We start from the raw sequence: 17761 nt of genomic DNA, 5'->3' as shown, positions 1-17761 counted from the left end.
GGTGGGACAGGACGGCAGGGCGGGCAGGCGCCGGGCGTTCATCGGATCGTTCACGGCGGCGGGCGGCCCCGGCCTGGTGACCGCGGAGGTCGCCCCGGACACCGGCGCCCTCACCCTCGGCACCGCCGTGCAGGACCTGCCCGACCCCTCCTACCTGGCCCTCTCGCCGGACGGTGGCACCCTCTACGCGGTCAGCGAGACCGCCGAGGGCGCCGTGGCCGCCTACCGCGTCACCGGTGACCGGCCCGAACCCGCCGGCACGCCCGTCCCGGTGGCCGGCAGCAGCCCCACCCACCTCGGCCTGTACGCCGGGCACGTGCTGACCGCCAACTACGGCTGCGGCAGCGTCACCGCCGTCCCCGTACGTCCGGACGGTGCCCTCGCCGGCGCGCCCTCCGGACGGCTCCAGCACACCGGCTCCGGCCCGCACGACCGGCGCCAGCGCGGCCCGCACGCCCACCAGGTGCAGGCCGACCCCAGCGGGCGGTGGGCGGTCAGCGTGGATCTCGGCACGGACTCCGTGCGGGTGTGCGTCCTGGAGGACGGCAGCCCCGCCCTGCACCGCGAGTTCGCCCTGCGCCCCGGCTCGGGCCCGCGCCACCTGGCCTTCCACCCCGACGGCGCGCACGCGTACGTGGTCAACGAGCTGACGCCCACCGTCACCGTGTGCCGCTGGGACGCCGCGAGCGGCTTGCTCAAGCCGCTCACCGAGGTCCCCGTGCTGCCCGGCGCACCGGCCGGCGACGCCTACCCCTCGGGGATCGTCGTGTCACCCGACGGCCGCTTCGTGTGGACCGCCACCCGCGGCGAGGACGTGCTCTCGGTCCTCGCCGTCGAGCCGGACGGCCTCCGGCTCACCGGGACCGTGCCCTGCGGCGGGCACTGGCCGCGCGCGCTGGCCCAACACGACGGCTTCCTCTACGCGGCCAACGAACGCTCCGGCGACGTGACCTGGTTCGCCGTGGACCGGACGACGGGCACGCCCCGCTACGACGGCTCCGTACGGGTCACCGCGGCCTCCTGCGTCGTCTTCGGCTGACCCGGCGGAAAGGGGCGCGGAAAGGGGCGCTGACGGGGGTTGGTGCCGGGGCTGGGGGCTGCGTCCGGTACGACCGCCGCTGGCGCGGCCGGCCCCGGTACGACCACCAGGGCGCGGCCGAACCCGTACGACCGACCGGGCCGCGGCTGCCGGGCAAGGCGAAGGGCCCGCCCCGGGACGGGGGCGGGCCCTGTGTCGTGCGGATACCGGACGCCCGGACCGAGGCCCGGGGCCGCGGGCGTCAGCGGACCGGTGCGCCCTGCGGCTGCTGCGGGGAGATGCCCAGCGCCGTCGTGTACTTGGCGAGCGCGAGCTTGCCGATCGCCGGGTACGCGCCGAGCGGCTCGGCCGTGGAGCAGCCCGCCTCCTCGGCCGCCGCGGCCGACAGCGCCGGGTCGATCTCCGGGCCGATCAGGTACGGCGCCAGGGCCAGCTGCTGCGAGCCCGCGGACCGCAGCTGCTCCGCCACGGAGGCGATGGAGCCCTCCTGGTCCAGGGCCGCGGCCATCACCGGCACGGCCAGGCGCGCGGCGAGCAGCATGCCGGTGATCCCGGCCGCCTGCACGGCCTCCTCGCCGCCCACGGAGGCCAGGATGATGCCGTCCGCCGCGGTCGCCACGGTGAACAGCCGCGCGCGGTCGGCGCGGGCCAGGCCCGCCTCGGACAGCCGCACGTGCAGCGCCTCGGCGAGCAGCGGGTGCGGGCCGAGGGCGTCGGTCAGCTCGGCGGCGACCCGGCTGTCCATCACGGACTGACGGATCTGGCGCAGCAGCGAGCTGTCCGGGCCGGCCAGCAGCGGGACGACGACCGCGACCGGGCCGTCGGGCTCCTTGATCCCCTCGATCCCCGCGGCGACGGCCTGCTCGTACCGGGCGGTGCGCTCGTCGGCGGCACGGGCCAGCACGGAACGGAGCGCCGGGAACTCGGAGTCGTCCCCGTCCAGGTACCCGATCCGGGCGTCGAGACCGGGCAGCTCGGAGCGGGCGATGCTCACGACCTCCTCGGCGAGGCTGCGCGTGGTGGTGCTGGGCACACCGGGCACCGCGAGGACGAGCGCGGGCGCGCCCTCGGGAGCCACCAGCGGTTCCGGGCGGCGGTGCCGTCCGGGCTGGCGGGGTCGCGGCATTCGTACGGGCAGGCCGGACGCGGGTCCAGTGGGGGAGCTCATGGCGCCGCATGTTACTGGCTTACCCGCCTCCGACGTTCGGGGAGGGTGCAGGTGAGCGGTATCCGTCCGGTTTTGTCTGATGAGTTACGTGGTGAAGACACATGTTCCGGGCACGTGCCGGGAACATGGGGCGACAAAGAGGTCCCAAGGGTGAACAATCCGCTTTTGTGTGGCTCTCAACGGCCGTGCGCCGGAACCGCCCGCAGGGCGTGCGGCAGCCTGCCGCCGACTCCTCGCGCTGCGGCGCGAGCCGGGGCTCGCCCGGCCGGAACGGGCGGCGGGGGAGGGGGAGTCGGGGAGGGCGAGTCGGGGCTTCCGGGCCGCCGGGCACACGGCCCGACGAACCCGGCCGTGTGCCGGGCCGCGGCGCGCGTGACGCCGGCTACCCGCGTCTCGCGCCGCGCGACGGAGCGGAACCCGGCGTGCCGACGGCCACCCGGAGGCGGTCCGGAGCCTCAGGAGTCCACTGTCCGAAACCCGGGGACGGTCACGGCAGTCGCCAGTCCACCGGCTGCCCGCCCTGCTGGATCAGCAGGTCGTTGGCCCGGCTGAACGGGCGCGAGCCGAAGAAGCCGTAGTCGGCCGACCTGGGCGAGGGGTGTGAGGACTCCACCACCGGCAGGCGGCCGAGCAGCGGACGCAGATTGCGGGCCTCCCGGCCCCAGAGGATGGAGACCAGCGGCTTGCCGCGCGCCGCCAGGGCACGGATCGCCTGCTCGGTCACCTCCTCCCAGCCCTTGTCGCGATGGGCGCCCGGACGGCGCGGGGCCACGGTCAGCGCCCTGTTGAGCAGCAGCACGCCCTGTTCCGTCCACGGCGTGAGGTCGCCGCTGGACGGCTGGGGCAGCCCCAGGTCGGTGTTCAGCTCACGGAAGATGTTGATCAGGCTGGGCGGCAGCGGGCGCACCTCGGGCGCCACCGAGAACGACAGGCCCACCGCGTGCCCGGGGGTGGGATACGGGTCCTGACCGACGATCAGGACCCGTACGTCGTCGAAGGGTTGCTGGAAGGCCCGCAGGACATGGGGCCCGGCCGGGAGGTACGTGCGTCTGGCGGCGAGCTCCGCGCGCAGGAAGTCGCCCATCTCGGCGATGCGTCCGGCCACCGGTTCCAGTGCTTTCGCCCAGCCCGGTTCGACGATCTCATGCAAGGGTCGTGGTGCCACGGGCGTCACCCTACTGCCGTGCACCGCCCGGTGATCAACCGATGGCCCGAGCCCGGCGCGGGCGCCCCGCGGACCCCGGTCCCCTCAGCCGACCACCGCCGCCCGCACGCACAGCACGTCCGGCAGGTGCGCGGCGAGCTGCTGCCAGCTGTCGCCGTCGTCGGCCGACGCGAACACCTCGCCGTTGCGGTTGCCGAAGTACACGCCGGCCGGGTCGCGGTCGTCGGTGCACAGCGCGTCCCGCAGGACCGTGCCGTAGTGGTCCTCCGCGGGCAGCCCCTCCGACAGCGGCTCCCAGGTGCGGCCCGCGTCCGTGGTGCGGAAGACCCGGCAGCGGCGCTCGGCGGGCACCCGGTCGGCGTCGGCGTTGATCGGGAAGACGTACGCCGTCTCGCCCCGGTGCGGGTGTGCGGCCACCGCGAAGCCGAACGTGGTCGGCAGGGTCGCGCCGATGTCGGTCCAGTGCGCGCCCGCGTCGTCGCTGCGGTACACCCCCCAGTGGTTCTGCAGATACAGCCGGTCCGGGTCGGCCGCGTCCCGGGCGACCTTGTGCACGCACTGGCCGAACTCCGGGTTCGGATCCGGCAGGAACACCGCGGAGACCCCGGAGTTGGACGGTGACCAGCTCGACCCGCCGTCCGTCGTGCGGAACACGCCCGCCGTGGAGACGGCCACCGTCACGGCCCGCGGATCACGCGCGTCGGTGAGCACCGTGTGCAGGCCCTCGCCGCCCCCGCCGGGCACCCACTGCGAACGGGTCGGGTGTTCCCACAGCGGCCGGACCAGCTCGAAGCTCTCACCGCGGTCCTCCGAGCGGTACAGCGCGGCCGGTTCCGTGCCCGCGTAGACCACGTCGGGCTCGGCCGCGGCCGGGTGCAGCTGCCAGACGCGCTCCAGGGAGGCGCCGGTGTCCTTCGGGAACTTCACGGCGGGCCGGGCCGGTTCGGTCCAGGTGCGGCCGAGGTCGTCGGAGTGGAACACCGACGGCCCCCAGTGCGCGCTGTCGCCGCCCGCCAGCAGCCGGGGGCGGGCACCACGGGTGTCGATCGCGACCGAGTAGACGGCCTGCGCGTTGAAATACGGACTCTCGTCGAACTCCCAGGGGCCGTCGCCCCGCCGCCGCGCGATGAACAGGCCTTTGCGCGTGCCCACCGCCAGCAGAACCTCGGTCATGCCGATCACCTCCGGACGCCGTTGTCCAGGTAGTCGTCGTAGCTGTCGTAGCTGTCGTAGCTGTCGTCGGTCGTCGTCGTTGTCGTCGTCGCCGTCGTCGGATATCGGCCAGTCTGCACCCCACCACTGACACTCACCCCTGTGGTGCGTGTCCGCGCAGGTCACGGCCTGTGTCGTGGGTCAGCGGGGAAGCCCGGCCGGTCGCTGTTCCGGGATGCGCCTGCGCGAGAGGGGTGTCTCGTGCGAACGTCGGGGAGACGGCTCGTCGTGAGCAGCGGAGCGATCTCCCCCGTATGGGAGGGCGGTCCGGCCGGTCGGTGCGCTCGTGAGGAGGATGCCCTTGAAGGCGTTCCGTGGTCCGAAGGTGTGGCTGTGGCGCTGGCGGCGCAACCCGCTCAAACGCCGGGCCGACGTGCTGGAGGCCTGGGTGGTGCTCGGTGCCTGTCTGCTGACCGTCGTGGCCGGAGTGCTGGCCGGCCTCGCGGCGGCCGGCTCGGTGGAGCGGGGGCTCGCCCGGGAGCGGGCCACCTGGCGGCCCGCCGTGGCCCGGGTCGTCGACCAGGTACCGGGGTCGTCGCCCGCGTACGGCAGCCATGCCTCCGCCGGCGAACGGGTCTGGGCCGAGGTCCGCTGGACCGTGCCCGACGGCTCCACCCACACCGGCCGGGTCCGCGTGGAGCCCGGCAGCGGGCCCGGGGCGCCGGTCACCGTCTGGACCGACCCCGAGGGGCGCCTCGTCTCCCGCCCCGCCACCGCTTCCGAGGCCGCTTTCCGGGCCACCCTCGTAGGGCTGCTGGTCGGCGCGAGCGCCGGCGCGGTCCCCTGCGTCGCCGGCCTGGCCGTACGCGGCCGCCTGGAACGCCGGCGCCTGGCCGCCTGGGATACCGAGTGGGCACGGCTCGGCCCGCAGTGGGGCCGGACGGTCTGACCCCACGGGCCGGGCCTGCCCGCGATCGGCAGCGGCTGGGGTCGCCCGCCCGGGGCGCCGTGGGCGGTCGGTCGCGGCTGGGGGCGCCGTGGACCTGGCCGGTGTGCGGCCCGGGCCCGCTGTCCGTCGGCGTCGGCTGTCAGGGCGTGTGCCGCTGCCTGCCGGCCTCCGCGCGGACCCACCGCCCCGGGGCGCCGTGTGGCGGCCACAGGCCCTGCGCGCCCGTCGGCCCAGGAGACTCGGTGACGGCTGCCGACGGCACACGGGGAGGTTTCCGCGCCGCCGCCCAGGGCTGCCGCCTGCACGCCTGGCGGTACGCCGAGGCGCTCGCCGCGGTCCGGGGCACCCCGGCGCCCTCCACCCCGCCCCTGATCACCGTCAGGCCCGGGTGCCGCTCCCGGCCCCTCCCCCCCCGCCGGCCTTCACGCCGCGAGGCGGTGCCTCGTGGAACCCCGGCGTACTCCGTGAGGTCCCCCGTCCCCCGGCTGCCCGGACGGCCCGCGTATCCGCCCGGGCCCTTCCTGCGGCCCAGCCCTCCTCCCCGTGCTGCCGCCTACACCCCCGCCCGCACCTCCCGGCACATCCGCAGCAGCTCCTCGTCGTCGGGGATGTCGTGCGGGCCGTAGGCGCTCTGCCGGGCCGTGTGGCGGCGGGGGCGGGTCAGTTCGGTGGTCAGCAGGTCGTGCAGGGGCGCGGCGGCCGGGCCCATGGCGGTCAGGCAGCGGGCGATGGGGATGCGGGTGAGGGGGTCCGAGGTCCACGCCGTTCTGAAGAGGGGCAGGACCGGGGCCGGATCCCCGGCGATGTGCCACAGCGCGCACGCGGCCGGTACCCGCTCCCGCACCGGGCCCTCGCCGGCGAGCCGGCGCAGCTCGGGCAGCGCCGCGCGCGCGGCCGGGCCCAGCCGCGCCAGGTGCCGTACGGCGTCGCGCCGGGCGCCGGGTTCGGACCGGTCCAACTCCCGCAGGAGCACGGGGAGTACGGCGGAGGTGTCCCCGTCGACCGACCACAGCACGCCCGCTGCCGTGGCCGCGTGCCGGGTGCGCAGCAGTGCGCGCAGGAGGGGTGCCGCCTGTGCCGCGGCGCCCAGCTCCGTGAGTGTCTCGATCACCTGGTCCGCGATCGCGTCCCGAGCCCCCAGGCCCTCGGGGACGCCCGAGAGCAGCCGGAGCAGTTCCGGTACGGCGTCTCCGTCCCCGACGGCTCTGACCGCCGTCAGCAGCGGGGCGGCGACCCGGGCGGCGGCCGGGGAGGCGAGCGGGACGCGGCCGAGGTGGTGGCGCAGCGCGGGGGCCAGTGGTGCGGCGGCCCGGCCCAGGTGCGCGACTTCGCAGCCCAGCCCCACGGGGGCCGCCGGGACGGCCAGCAGCTGGGCCAGGGGCGGGACCGCGCGCGGATCGCCGGTTCTGGCCAGTGCCTTGAGCGGGCCGCCCAGCGTGGGCGGGCAGCGCTCCCAGCGGTGGGTCCACAGATCGGGCCGGGTGATCACCAGCGCGTGCAGGTCGTCCGCGGCGGGTGCGGCCGACGCGAACAGTTCCGTCAGGACCGACACCGCCGCGTCCCGTAACCGGTCCTGCTCGCTGCCCAGCTGCGCGCCGAGCAGCCGCACGGGTCCGTCGTACCCGCCCCGCCAGCCGCGGAACAGCCCCGCCGACATCCACACCGCGTTGCACCGGTCCACCGGGTCGGGGCTGGTCAACTGGCCGGTGAGCAGGGCGATCCGGTCGTCCACCCGGTCACCGAGCGCACTGTGCAGGGTGCGCAGCAGCATGGCGCCCTGCTCGTCGGACGGGCGCAGCCGCCGTATCCGGCGCACCAGGGTGTCCGTGCCCGCGTGCTCCTGGCGCCGCAGGCGCTGCGCGGACCGCTCCTGCAGCAACCGCACCGCCGCCGGCACCAGGTCGGCGGGGAGCCGGTCGGGAGCGCGGAGCGCGAGCTGGCCGAGCGCGGCGAGGCGCAGCCCCGGCGCGTAGGGCGGCGCGCTCAGTTCGGCCAGGAGGTCCACCGCGCCGTCGGCGTGCGCCGGGTACCGGTGCGCGAACATGCCGAGGGCCTCCACGAGGGCCGGCAGGACGCAGTCCTCCCGCTCGACCCGCAACCGCCGCCGCAGCAGCTCCAGGACCCGCGGGGGCTCCTCCAGGAAGCGCACCAGGGCCCCGGCCGCCGCCCGCCGCACCGCGGGGTCCCGGTCCCCGGAGAGCGCGGCGAAGGCCTCGGCACCCGCGCACACCGCCTGCCGCGCCCGCCGGTCCCGTCCCGTGTCCCCCGTGCCCTCCGCGTTCTCCGGGGCGCCCGTGCCCGGCGTGCCCACCGAGGTCGCAGCGTTCTCGGCGTTCTCGGAGCTCCCGGAGCTGTCGAAGTGCCGGGGGCTCCGAGAGCTTCCCCCGCCGATGCTGACCAGCAGTTCCACGATGCAGCCCCGGTCCGGCACCTCCTCGCGGGCCAGCAGCGCGAACAGGAAGGGCACGCACGCCAGCGTCGAGTCGTACACCCTCCCCTGGTGGTGCACCGCGCCGAACATCCCGTCGAGCGCGGTCGCCCGCTCGGCGGTGTCCACGGAGGCCAGCGCCCGTAACCATCCGGGCACGTCCTCCGCGCTGCCGTACGCGTGCCGCAGCGAGGCCCAGTCGACCTCGTCGATCCCCGTGAACACGTTGTCCTCCCCAGACGAGTGCCACGAGTGTGCACCACCCGTCGGCGACCGTCCGGAAGCATCCGCTGACTGTGTGCGATCCGTCGGCGGTCACCGGCCACGGGAGAGGACCGCGCGCACGCGCGCGTGGAGGGGGTCAGTTCAGGCCGGGCAGGGCGCGCTCCAGGATGGCGTCCAGACCGGTTCCCCCGGGCAGGGTGCCGAACGCGTGGCCCCAGTCCCCGCCCAGCCGGCTCGCACAGAAGGCGTCCGCGACCGGGTGCGGAGCGTGCCGGACCAGCAGGGAGGCCTGCAGGACGAGCGCCATCCGCTCCACCAGCCGCCGGGCGCCCGCCTGATCGGTTCCGGCCAGTTGCTCCTTGAGCGCCGCCACGGCCGCGTCGAGGCGGGCGTCCGCCCCGCGCGCGAGGGCGAGTTCGGCGAAGAACGCCTCCACGGTCTCCGGTTCGCGGCCCAGGGCGCGCAGCACGTCGAGCGCGTTGACGTTCCCGGAGCCCTCCCAGATCGACAGCAGGGGCGCCTCCCGGTAGTGCCGGGGCATGCCGGAGTCCTCGACGTACCCGTTGCCGCCCAGGCACTCCAGGGCCTCGGCGGTGAAGGCCGGGCCCCGCTTGGTGACCCAGTACTTGCCGACGGCGGTGGCGAGGCGGCGGAAGGCCCGCTCCCCGGCGTCCCCGCGCACCGCCCGGTCGGCCGCGCCGGCCAGCCGCAGCGTGAGCGTCGTCGCCGCCTCCGACTCCAGCGCGAGATCGGCCAGGACGTTGCGCATCAGCGGCTGCTCGATCAGCCGGGCCCCGAACGCGCTGCGGTGCCGCGTGTGGTGTCCCGCCTCGACCAGCGTCTTGCGCATCAGCGTCGCCGAGGACATCACGCAGTCCAGCCGGGTGCAGTTGACCATCTCGATGATGGTCTTCACCCCCCGCCCCTCCGGCCCCACCAGCCACGCCACGGTCCGGTCGAACTCCGGCTCCGAGGAGGCGTTGGACCGGTTGCCGAGCTTGTCCTTCAGCCGCTGGATGCGGAACGGGTTGCGGGTGCCGTCCGGCAGGACGCGCGGCACCAGGAAGCACGACAGTCCGCCCGGGGCCTGCGCGAGCACCAGGAAGACGTCGCACATCGGCGCCGAGGTGAACCACTTGTGCCCGCGCAGCGTGTACACGCCCGGCTCGCCGGTGGGCGTGGCGACGGTGGTGTTCGTACGGACGTCGGAGCCTCCCTGCTTCTCCGTCATGCCCATCCCGGCGAGCAGGCCGGGTTTGTCGGTGGGCACCCGCAAGGCCGGCTCATACTCCCGGCTGGTCAGCAGCGGCTCGTACACCCCGGCCAGATCCGGCTGGGCGCGCAGGGCGGGTACGGCGGCGTACGTCATCGACGTCGGGCAGCCGTGTCCCGCCTCCGTGTGCCCCCACACCAGCCCGCCGGCGGTGCGGGCGACGTGCGCGCCGGGCCGGTCGTCGGCCCACGGGGCGCCGGCCAGGCCCTCGGCGACCGCCGTCCGCATCAGGTGGTGCCAGCTGGGGTGGAACTCCACCTCGTCGACACGGTGGCCGTAGCGGTCGTGGGTGCGCAGTACCGGCTCGTACCGGTTCGCCAGCTCGCCCCACTCCTGCGCCTCCGCACTCCCCGCGCGCGCCCCCAGCCGCCGGATGTCGTCCTCGGCCCACCCGGCGCCCTCCCGGCGCAGCCCCTCCAGCAGGGCCGGGTCGGCGGAGGCGTCGTACGGCGCGAGGGGCGGCGCCTGGTTGGTGACGTCGTGCGTGACGGACGGCTGCTGCGGCGGCAACGACGGCGACGGCGGCGGCGGCGACTGCGCGGAAATCGAGACCATACGAGTATGTTGCACTCTGTCTGCGGCTGTAGCAATGATGCAACAACCAGGCGCACGTACAGTCGGGCCATGCGCGTGAACGTCCCGGCGGAGCCGGAGCAGGAGGAGGACCCGGCCGGTCTGCGGCCGCTGTCCGCCCGGTCGGTCGTGCTGAGCCTCCTGCTCGGCGTCCATCCGCCGGAGCTGCCGGTCAGGGACCTGGTCCGGCTCGTGGAGCCGTTCGGGGTCGGCGGCTCCACGCTGCGGGCCGCGCTGAGCCGGATGGTGGCCGCCGGCGACCTCAGGCGCACGGACGCCGTGTACCGGCTCAGCGACCGGCTGCTGGCCCGCCAGCGCCGCCAGGACGAGGCCGTGCACGCCCGCACGCGCGCGTGGAACGGCGACTGGGAGATGGTGGTGGTCACGGCGACCGGGCGCGGCCCCGCCGAACGCGCCGAGCTGCGCGCCCGCCTCACGGCCCTGCGCCTGGCCGAACTCCGCGAGGGCGTCTGGCTGCGCCCGGCCAATCTCGACCGTCCCCTGCCCGCCGGTCTGCGTCAGGTGGCCTTGACGTGCACCGCGCGGCCCGACGAGCCCCCGCGCGCCCTTGCCGCCCGGCTGTGGCCGCTGGCCGGCTGGGCGGCCGGCGCGCGCTCCCTGCTCGCCCGTGCGAGCCGGGCCGACCACCCGGCCGACCGGTTCACCGCCTACGCGGCGGCCGTCCGCCACCTGCTCACCGACCCCGTCCTGCCCCCCGAACTGCTGCCCGCCGACTGGCCGGGGGAGGCGCTGCGGGCGGCGTACGCCGGCTATCGGCGGGAACTGGGCGCGGCTCTGGACGCGCGGGGAACGGAGTGATCCGGCCGCGGCAGGCGCCCTGCACAAGGCGCGCCGCGGGAACCTCCCGGCGGGAAACTCCGAGGTTCTGCGGGGCCGCCGGGGTGCCGCGGACGGTCGGGGACGCGCCCGGCCGGGACGGGACGTCTCCGGCCGGGTCCTTCGCGACTTCCCCGCCACGGTCGACCGCCTGGTGAGCGGAGGCCCGGCCGGGACGCCCGGCCGAGCCCGCGCGGCGACGCCGGACAGCAGGTGCCAAAAGGGGATCGGATGCCGAGCCCGGTGACGCCGGACATGGTGGCCAGGAAGGTGATCGGCGTGGCCTCGCGGCCCTTCTCCCCCTTCACCGCGCCGGTGTGCGCCGGCGGACGCGCCGACGCCCGCCTCGACGAGGGCCGGCAGGACCGCGGGGGCACCACCGTGGGCGGGCCGCCGCCGCGGCCCGTCCGGCGATCACCCCGTGCCTCGGCCCGGGCTCACTTGTACGTGATGTCCGAGCCGGAGTACTTGCAGTACGTGCCGTCCGGACCCGAGCCGTTCGTGGTCGGTTCGGCGCCCTTGTCGTTGCCGATGTACTTCTGGCAGGGAACGGTCTTCTTGCTCGTGTCGCCGACGATGGTGATGTTCCTCAGGGTCGCGCTGTCGCCGTAGTTGGTGTTGATGCCGACGAGCTTGTTGCCCTTGTAGGTCGCCTCGATGCCGCTGAGGTTGATCGTCCGCTTGTACTGCGTCCTGCAGTTGCCGCAGGAGCGGGCGAAGGTGCCGAAGTTCTTCACCGCGAAGCCGGAGACGTTCAGCGTGCCGGCCCCGTTGAACTGGAACACCTTGTCACCGGCCTCCTTCGCCCCACCGCCGCTGACGCTGTAGACGTTGGACGGAGACGAGCCCAGGAAGGTGGCCGCGTCCTCGCCGACGTCCTCCCACCACACGTTCTGCAGCGTGCAGCTGCCCAGGCAGTGGATGCCGTCCGCGGCGGGGGAGCCGATGACGACGTTCTTCAGGACCGCGCCGGGGGCGAGTTCCAGGATGGGCCCCTGGTCCTCGTCCTGGCTGTCGCTGCCGAGGTCGCCGGTGCCGTACAGCCGTTTCATTCCGTAGTCCTTGGTGCCGGACAGGGAGATGGTGGCGGAGACCGCCTGGCTGCCGTTCGGGGTCGGCCAGGTGGCCGCGCCCGCCGGTGCACCGGTGGTCATGATCATGCCAAGCGTGCATGCGAGGGTGGCCAGGCCGCCCAGCGGACCGCGCGCGGTTGCCGATGAGGTCATGTCCCGATCGCCTTCTTCCGAGTGGGGTCGGAGAGCCGTGAGTGAGGAGGTCAGAGCTTCCCGGCGCCGGCGCCCGCCGTCACCGAGGCGACGACACCGGAGGCCGGCTCGGCCGTGTAGCCGTACGGCGGACTGGTGAAGCCGCCGGTCCGCGAGATCTCGGTGGCCGCTCCGCCGAGGTCGTTGCCGCGCAGGTCGGCGTATCCGTCGACGTCGCTGTCCCGGCTGGTGGTGACGGCGACCCGGGTGTCGCGGAAGACGTTGTTCTCGACGAGCATCTGCGCGCCCATGCGGGAGTGCACGGCGGTCTCGGCGCCCACGACGTAGTTGTCGTAGAAGTGGCCGGTGCCGAAACGGAGGCTCGGGACGCGGGAGTTGACGTGGTCGAACCAGTTGTGGTGGTACGTCACGTGCAGGTGCCCGGTGTCCTCGCCCGCGTTGTCGTCGCTGTGGCCGACCAGCGAGCCCTTGTAGTGGTCCTTGAAGACGTTCCAGGACACGGTGACGCCGTCGGAGGCGTGCGTGACGTCGACCAGGCCGTCGTAGTGGTCCTTGCCGTGGGCGCGGTCCGAGGACAGGGAGTTGTGGTCGATCCACACCTTCGTGGAGGCCTGGACGGTGACGGCGTCCGTCCTGACGGCCTTGCCGATGTTCAGGTTGCGCAGGACGACGTTGGTCACCTTCTTCAGGCGCAGTCCGCCGCCGGTGAAGCCGGAGGACGAACCGACGCCGAGCACCGTGGTGTTGGAGCCGACGTCCACCTGCCCGCTCAGGGTGATCAGGCCGCTCACCCTCACCACCTTCGCCGAATCGCCGGTCACGGCCGTCCTGAAGGCCGCCAGGGTGGAGACGGTCACCGCCGGGGCGCCGCCGCCCCCGGTCGTCCCCGCGCCGAAGCCCACCGGCGTCGCGTCGGCCGCGCCGGCCGGCCGCGGCAGGGCGAGGACGGCCGCGGCCGCCAGGACGACGGCCGCGCCTGCCGCGCTTGGCATGCCTCTCCTGTGCATGGGTGCGTCCCTTCTCTGTGGGGGAGGGGTTCATTCGAGGTCATTCGAGTACGTGAATGACGGACCTGTTGCGGAACGCATGTGGGGGGTTCGGTGACCGGGTGGGGCTGGCTGCCGTGGCTTTCGGTCACGTTGATGAACGGACCGTAGAGTGCAAGCGCTTTCTAGTCAACACGTCTCGCCGAGTTGTTTCCGGCCATGGAAAGGTGCCGTGGGAGCGCTTCCATGGGACTGCGTGTCCATGCCACGATGCCGTTGCCCCCGCACGAGCCGCGATCAGAAGGGACAGTGACGTGCCCCCCACACCGCACCGCTCGCCCACCGGCCTCCGCAAGACGCTGGCCACCCTCCTCGGTGCCCTGCTGCCGCTGCTCGCGGCACTCGCCCTCGCCGCGCCCCCCGCCTCCGCCCGGGCCCAGGCCGTCCCCACCGCCACCCTCACCGAGGTCACCGGCTTCGGCACCAACCCCAGCAACCTGCGGATGTACCTCTACGTACCGGACAACATCCCCGCGCACCCGGCGGTCGTGGTGGCCGTGCACTGGTGCGGCGGTTCCGCCTCCGCGATGTACTCCGGCACCGAGTGGGCCCGGCTCGCCGACCAGCACGGGTTCGTCGTCGTCTACCCGTCGGTGACCCGCGCCAGCAAGTGCTTCGACGTCTCCTCCCCGCAGGCACTCCACCGGGACGGCGGCAGCGACCCGGTCGGCATCCGCTCCATGGTCGACTGGGCGACCCGCGCCTACGCCGCCGACACCGGCCGGGTCTTCGTCACCGGCATGTCCTCCGGCGCGATGATGACCAACGTCCTGCTCGGCGACTACCCCGACGTGTTCGCCGCGGGCGCCGCCTTCTCCGGGGTCCCCTTCGGCTGCTTCGCCACCACCGACGGCTCCGAGTGGAACAGCGCGTGCTCCGGCGGCACGGTGACCCGCACCCCGCAGCAGTGGGGCGACCTGGTACGGGCCGCCTACCCCGGCTACACCGGTCCGCGCCCGCGGATGCAGCTGTGGCACGGCACCGAGGACGACACCCTGCGCTACCCCAACTTCGGGGAGGAGATCAAGCAGTGGACGAACGTGCTCGGTGTGAGCCAGACCCCCGCCGCCACCGACACCCCGGCCTCCGGCTGGACCCGCACGCGCTACGGCGCCACCGGTGACCGGGCGCCCGTCGAGGCGATCAGCCTGCAGGGCGTCGGCCACGACCTCTACAGGTGGGGCATGGCCTCCCAGGCGCTCACCTTCTTCGGCCTCGACGCGGGCGGCGGCACACCGCAGCCGCCCACCGGCACCTGCAAGGTGACGGCCGGCGCCAGCACCTGGAGCACCGGCCTCACCGCTTCCCTCACCCTCACCAACACCGGTACGACCACGGTGAACGGATGGCGGCTCGGCTTCACCCTGCCGGCCGGCCAGACCATCACCAACGGCTGGAACGCCACCTACAGCCCCCGCTCCGGCACGGTGACGGCGACCAACGCCGCGTACAACGCCACGCTCGCCCCCGGCGCGAGCGTGACCCTCGGCTACCAGGCCACGCACACCGGCGACAGCGCGACACCGAGCGCGTACAGCCTCAACGGCACGGCCTGCACCGTCGGCTGAGGAGAGCGCCGGGGCCTCGGCTGGTGCCGGGAGGCGTTCGCACGGGCTGCCTCGGCCGGCACGGGCGTGCCCGGGTCTGCTGCCTTGGTCGGCCCCGGGTGGGTTCAGGTCTGCTGCCTTGGTCGGTCCCGGGTGGGTTCGGGTCTGCTGCCTTGGTCGGTCCCGGGTGGGTTCGGGTCGTGCCGCCTTGGTCGGCCCCGGGTGGGTTCGGGTCGTGCTGCCTCGGTCGGCCCGGGGGGTGCTCGGGTCGTGCCGCCTTGGCCGGTCCGGAGGTGCTCGGGTCGGCTGCCTTGGTGGGCCCGGGTGGATTCGGCTGGTCACCCTGGCTGGGTCCCGTGGCTTCGCGGGGCTGCCGTGGCTGGTCCTGGGTGTGGCCGGCCGGGCTGCCCGGAGCCGTCTGGTCTGTATGCCCGGCGGTCCGGGCCGTCCCGGCGGTCCCGGCGGTCCCGGCGGTCCCGGCGGTCCCGGCGGTCCCGGCGGTCCTCGCATTCACGGCCGTCCCGGCACTCCCGCCGGACCCACCCGACCGGCCTGCCCGCCCGCGCAGGCGTATCCGGCCGGCCGGGCGTATCCGGCCAGGCAGGCGTATCCGCCCGAGCGGGCGCATCCGACCAGGCAGGCGCATCCGGCCGGGCGGCCCTCGCCTCCGGCGGCAGGCCTGTAGCGCCGCCTTCGTGGCCGGTCACGCCCCCCGTGCTCCCGGTGCGCCTCGCTCCCCTGCCGCACCCACCCTTCCCGCCGCATCGCTGCCACCCCTCTGTCCCCTCTGCACCGCATCCCCCCGGCACCCCCATCGTCCCGCCGCCCCTCCGTCCCCCTCAGCACCGTCATGCCCCCGCACCCCATCACCCCCCGAGAGGTCTCCGTTGAAACCGCCCTCCAGAACGCCGTTCGCCACCCTGCTCGGCACCGTCGTCCTCGTTCTCGTCCTCGCCGTCTCAGCCTCCGCGCTCACCGCGCTGGTCACCCGGCCGGCTCCGGACGGGCCCGCTGCAGCCGGTGACGCTGCGGCCGGTGACGCGGGGCGGGCCGGGCGGCACTGGGTGAACACCTGGACCGGTATGCCCCAGCTGACCGAGCCCGCCAACCTGCCGCCCGCGCCGTACACGGCGGAGAAGTCGGTGCTCGTGGACACCACCCTGCGGCAGACGGTGCGCGTCACCGCCGGCGGCCACCGCATCCGGCTGCGCTTCTCCAACGCGTACGGCGACACCCCGCTGCCGCTCACCGCCGTCACCGTGGCCCTGCCCCGCGGCGGCAGGGCCGGCGTCAGCGCGGTCGAGCCGGGGAGCCTGCGCCGGGTCACCTTCGCGGGCCGGGACTCCGTGACCGTCCCGGTCGGCGCCCAGATGGTCTCGGACCCGCTGGACTTCGAGCTGCGCGCGGGATCGGAGCTCAGCGTGACGGCGTACACCGCGCGCGGCCAGGCCTCGCTCGCGCTCACCTCCCACCCCGGCTCGCGCACCACGTCGTACCTCGTCCACGGCGACCACACCCGCGACACGGACCTGGCCGGCGCGACCGCCGTCGACCACTGGTACCTGCTCGGCGACGTCGAGGTGCTGGCACCCGCCCGTAGCCGGGCGGTGGCCGTCGTCGGCGACTCCCTCACCGACGGGCGCGGCTCCACCACCAACGGCAACGACCGCTGGCCCGACCAGTTCTACGACCGCCTCCACAGCCGCCCGGCCACCTCGGACATCGCCGTCCTCAACCAGGCGGCCGGCGGCAACCGCGTCCTCAACGACGGACTCGGCCCCAACGTGCTCGCCCGCCTCGACCGGGACGTCCTCTCCCGCAGCGGAGTGGCCTGGCTGATCCTCTTCGAGGGCGTCAACGACATCGGCACCGCGGACGCCGGCGCCGAGGCGCAGCGGGCGGCGGCCGACGACCTGATCGCCGGGTACCGGCAGATCGTGGTCCGCGCCCACGCCCAGGGCATCCGGGTCTACGGCGCGACCATCACCCCGTTCGGCGGCAACACCCAGTACGACGACCCGGCGGGTGAGCGGGAGGCCTCCCGGCAGCGCGTCAACGCCTGGATCCGCACCCCGGGCCACTTCGACGCGGTGATCGACTTCGACCGGGCGGTACGGGACCCGCAGGCCCCCGACCGGCTGCTGCCCGCCCTGCACGTCGGGGACTGGCTGCACCTCAACCCGGAGGGGTACCGGGTGCTCGCGGCGGCCGTGCCCGAGGGGCTGTTCCGGCACGCCTCGTAACCCGTCCGGTCACTCGTCGGAGGCGGGCGGGCGGGTGGCGTCGGCGGGATCCGTGGCGTTCCCTGGGAAGAGGTGTCATTTCCCCGGGAAAAGGAGGGTGACCAGCACGGTCGCGGGCACTCGGTGGGGCACGCAAGACGGATCCCACCCGAGGAGAGTCATGGCTGAGCAGAAGTCGTCGGCCCTCACGGCGCCCCTGCGCGGCGCGGCCTCGGTACTGCGCAGGGTGCCCGGCGCCGGAACGGTGAGCAGGGCCGCGGAGGGAACACTGGACAAGGTCGGCGCGGTCTCGCCGCGCGGGCGGCGCATGGCGGTGTACGCGGGGGCCGGTCTGCTCGGCGCCGCGGGCGTCGTGGAGTGGCCCGTCGCCGTCACCGGCGCCGCGGTGGCCTGGCTCACCCAGCCCCGCCCCGACCGGCCCGCGGTGGCGGCGGGGCCCGAACCCGCACACGACCTGGGCACCGCGGCCCTCAGGTCCGGCGCCGGCGGCTCCGCCGGGACTCCGGCGGGAGGCCGGGCCCCGGGTCGTACCGGCACGCCGGGTCGGGCCGAGGAGTCCGGCCGGCACGGTCACACGGAGGCGGCCGGCCGGCCCGAGGCGTCCCACGGCGCCCGGTCGTCGGCGGGCAAGACGTCCTCCGGTCCCCTCGGGCCGACCGCGCGGCCCGACCGCACCACGCTCTGAGGAGGTCATGGTGCTCGGTGTGCTGACGGCTCCGCGTGCCGCCACCCGGCTGCTGCCCGCGGCACCACGCCTGCTCGCGCGGGCGGGGGGGGGAGGGGGGGGGGGGGGGGGGGGGGGGGTGGAGGAGGAGGGGGGGGGGGGGGGGGGGGGGGGGGGGGGAAGCGACAAGGGGGGGGGGGGGGGGGTCGCAACAGCCCCCCGATTA

The 17761-nt window shown here is 75.0% G+C and carries 13 protein-coding genes; 6 read left to right on the top strand and 7 right to left on the bottom strand.

What is annotated here, in order from left to right:
* Position 1 precedes the first annotated feature (1 nt).
* A complete protein-coding gene (locus tag ACZ4VF_RS15275) occupies positions 2–1039 on the top strand; it encodes a lactonase family protein (RefSeq protein WP_467926254.1) in 1038 nt (345 codons plus the stop codon).
* Between the two features lie 241 nt (positions 1040–1280).
* On the opposite strand, the gene ACZ4VF_RS15270 is transcribed toward ACZ4VF_RS15275, so the two are convergent.
* The 3 genes from ACZ4VF_RS15270 to ACZ4VF_RS15260 all read right to left on the bottom strand — a co-directional run bounded on the left by ACZ4VF_RS15270 (position 1281) and on the right by ACZ4VF_RS15260 (position 4545).
* Positions 1281–2207, bottom strand: a complete 927-nt coding sequence (locus ACZ4VF_RS15270) for a sirohydrochlorin chelatase (RefSeq protein WP_467926252.1) — start codon at positions 2205–2207, stop codon at positions 1281–1283.
* Positions 2208–2694: 487 nt separating this feature from the next.
* On the bottom strand, positions 2695–3372 hold the full coding sequence (locus ACZ4VF_RS15265; RefSeq protein WP_467926251.1) for a uracil-DNA glycosylase: 678 nt from the start codon (positions 3370–3372) through the stop codon (positions 2695–2697).
* 84 nt (positions 3373–3456) lie between these two features.
* Positions 3457–4545: a WD40/YVTN/BNR-like repeat-containing protein gene (locus ACZ4VF_RS15260; protein ID WP_467926250.1), complete on the bottom strand. Its 1089-nt coding sequence runs from the start codon at positions 4543–4545 to the stop codon at positions 3457–3459.
* 334 nt (positions 4546–4879) lie between these two features.
* On the opposite strand from ACZ4VF_RS15260, the gene ACZ4VF_RS15255 reads away from it, so the two are divergent.
* The gene (locus ACZ4VF_RS15255; protein WP_467926248.1) at positions 4880–5473 is read left to right on the top strand and encodes an Rv1733c family protein; all 594 of its coding nucleotides are present in this window, start codon (positions 4880–4882) and stop codon (positions 5471–5473) included.
* A 553-nt stretch (positions 5474–6026) separates the two neighbouring features.
* On the opposite strand, the gene ACZ4VF_RS15250 is transcribed toward ACZ4VF_RS15255, so the two are convergent.
* Both ACZ4VF_RS15250 and ACZ4VF_RS15245 read right to left on the bottom strand, forming a co-directional pair.
* Positions 6027–8126, bottom strand: a complete 2100-nt coding sequence (locus tag ACZ4VF_RS15250) for a HEAT repeat domain-containing protein (protein WP_467926247.1) — start codon at positions 8124–8126, stop codon at positions 6027–6029.
* Positions 8127–8262: 136 nt separating this feature from the next.
* Positions 8263–9954, bottom strand: a complete 1692-nt coding sequence (locus ACZ4VF_RS15245) for a DNA alkylation response protein (protein ID WP_467926246.1) — start codon at positions 9952–9954, stop codon at positions 8263–8265.
* 69 nt (positions 9955–10023) lie between these two features.
* On the opposite strand from ACZ4VF_RS15245, the gene ACZ4VF_RS15240 reads away from it, so the two are divergent.
* Entirely contained in the window at positions 10024–10791 is a 768-nt protein-coding gene (locus ACZ4VF_RS15240; RefSeq protein WP_467926245.1) for a PaaX family transcriptional regulator C-terminal domain-containing protein, read from the top strand.
* Positions 10792–11246: 455 nt separating this feature from the next.
* Here the strand turns inward: ACZ4VF_RS15240 and ACZ4VF_RS15235 are convergent, their stop codons facing one another.
* Both ACZ4VF_RS15235 and ACZ4VF_RS15230 read right to left on the bottom strand, forming a co-directional pair.
* The gene (locus ACZ4VF_RS15235; RefSeq protein WP_467926243.1) at positions 11247–12035 is read right to left on the bottom strand and encodes a pectate lyase; all 789 of its coding nucleotides are present in this window, start codon (positions 12033–12035) and stop codon (positions 11247–11249) included.
* Positions 12036–12085: 50 nt separating this feature from the next.
* Positions 12086–13027: a pectate lyase family protein gene (locus ACZ4VF_RS15230; RefSeq protein ID WP_467926242.1), complete on the bottom strand. Its 942-nt coding sequence runs from the start codon at positions 13025–13027 to the stop codon at positions 12086–12088.
* Between the two features lie 308 nt (positions 13028–13335).
* Between ACZ4VF_RS15230 and ACZ4VF_RS15225 the strand changes: the two genes are divergently transcribed.
* From ACZ4VF_RS15225 to ACZ4VF_RS15215, 3 genes are all read left to right on the top strand, one after another.
* A complete protein-coding gene (locus ACZ4VF_RS15225) occupies positions 13336–14649 on the top strand; it encodes an extracellular catalytic domain type 1 short-chain-length polyhydroxyalkanoate depolymerase (RefSeq protein WP_467926240.1) in 1314 nt (437 codons plus the stop codon).
* A gap of 866 nt (positions 14650–15515) precedes the next feature.
* Positions 15516–16871 (top strand): SGNH/GDSL hydrolase family protein, encoded by a 1356-nt coding sequence (locus tag ACZ4VF_RS15220; RefSeq protein ID WP_467926239.1) that lies wholly within the window; start codon positions 15516–15518, stop codon positions 16869–16871.
* Positions 16872–17031: 160 nt separating this feature from the next.
* The gene (locus tag ACZ4VF_RS15215) at positions 17032–17556 is read left to right on the top strand and encodes a hypothetical protein (RefSeq protein ID WP_467926238.1); all 525 of its coding nucleotides are present in this window, start codon (positions 17032–17034) and stop codon (positions 17554–17556) included.
* The last annotated feature ends 205 nt before the right edge of the window (positions 17557–17761 follow it).

The organism is Streptomyces sp. NPDC029151 (genome assembly GCF_055564315.1).
Note: the sequence above shows the minus strand (reverse complement) of the source record. Positions and strands in the feature narration are given on the sequence as shown.

Bases quoted from the DNA above. Each gene is read 5' to 3' on its own strand.
- ACZ4VF_RS15240 (WP_467926245.1), top strand. From the start codon at position 10,024: ATGCGCGTGAACGTCCCGGCGGAGCCGGAGCAGGAGGAGGACCCGGCC.
- ACZ4VF_RS15255 (WP_467926248.1), top strand. From the start codon at position 4,880: ATGCCCTTGAAGGCGTTCCGTGGTCCGAAGGTGTGGCTGTGGCGCTGG.
- ACZ4VF_RS15235 (WP_467926243.1), bottom strand. From the start codon at position 12,035: ATGACCTCATCGGCAACCGCGCGCGGTCCGCTGGGCGGCCTGGCCACC.
- ACZ4VF_RS15230 (WP_467926242.1), bottom strand. From the start codon at position 13,027: ATGCCAAGCGCGGCAGGCGCGGCCGTCGTCCTGGCGGCCGCGGCCGTC.
- ACZ4VF_RS15260 (WP_467926250.1), bottom strand. From the start codon at position 4,545: ATGACCGAGGTTCTGCTGGCGGTGGGCACGCGCAAAGGCCTGTTCATC.
- ACZ4VF_RS15270 (WP_467926252.1), bottom strand. From the start codon at position 2,207: ATGAGCTCCCCCACTGGACCCGCGTCCGGCCTGCCCGTACGAATGCCG.
- ACZ4VF_RS15215 (WP_467926238.1), top strand. From the start codon at position 17,032: ATGGCTGAGCAGAAGTCGTCGGCCCTCACGGCGCCCCTGCGCGGCGCG.
- ACZ4VF_RS15245 (WP_467926246.1), bottom strand. From the start codon at position 9,954: ATGGTCTCGATTTCCGCGCAGTCGCCGCCGCCGCCGTCGCCGTCGTTG.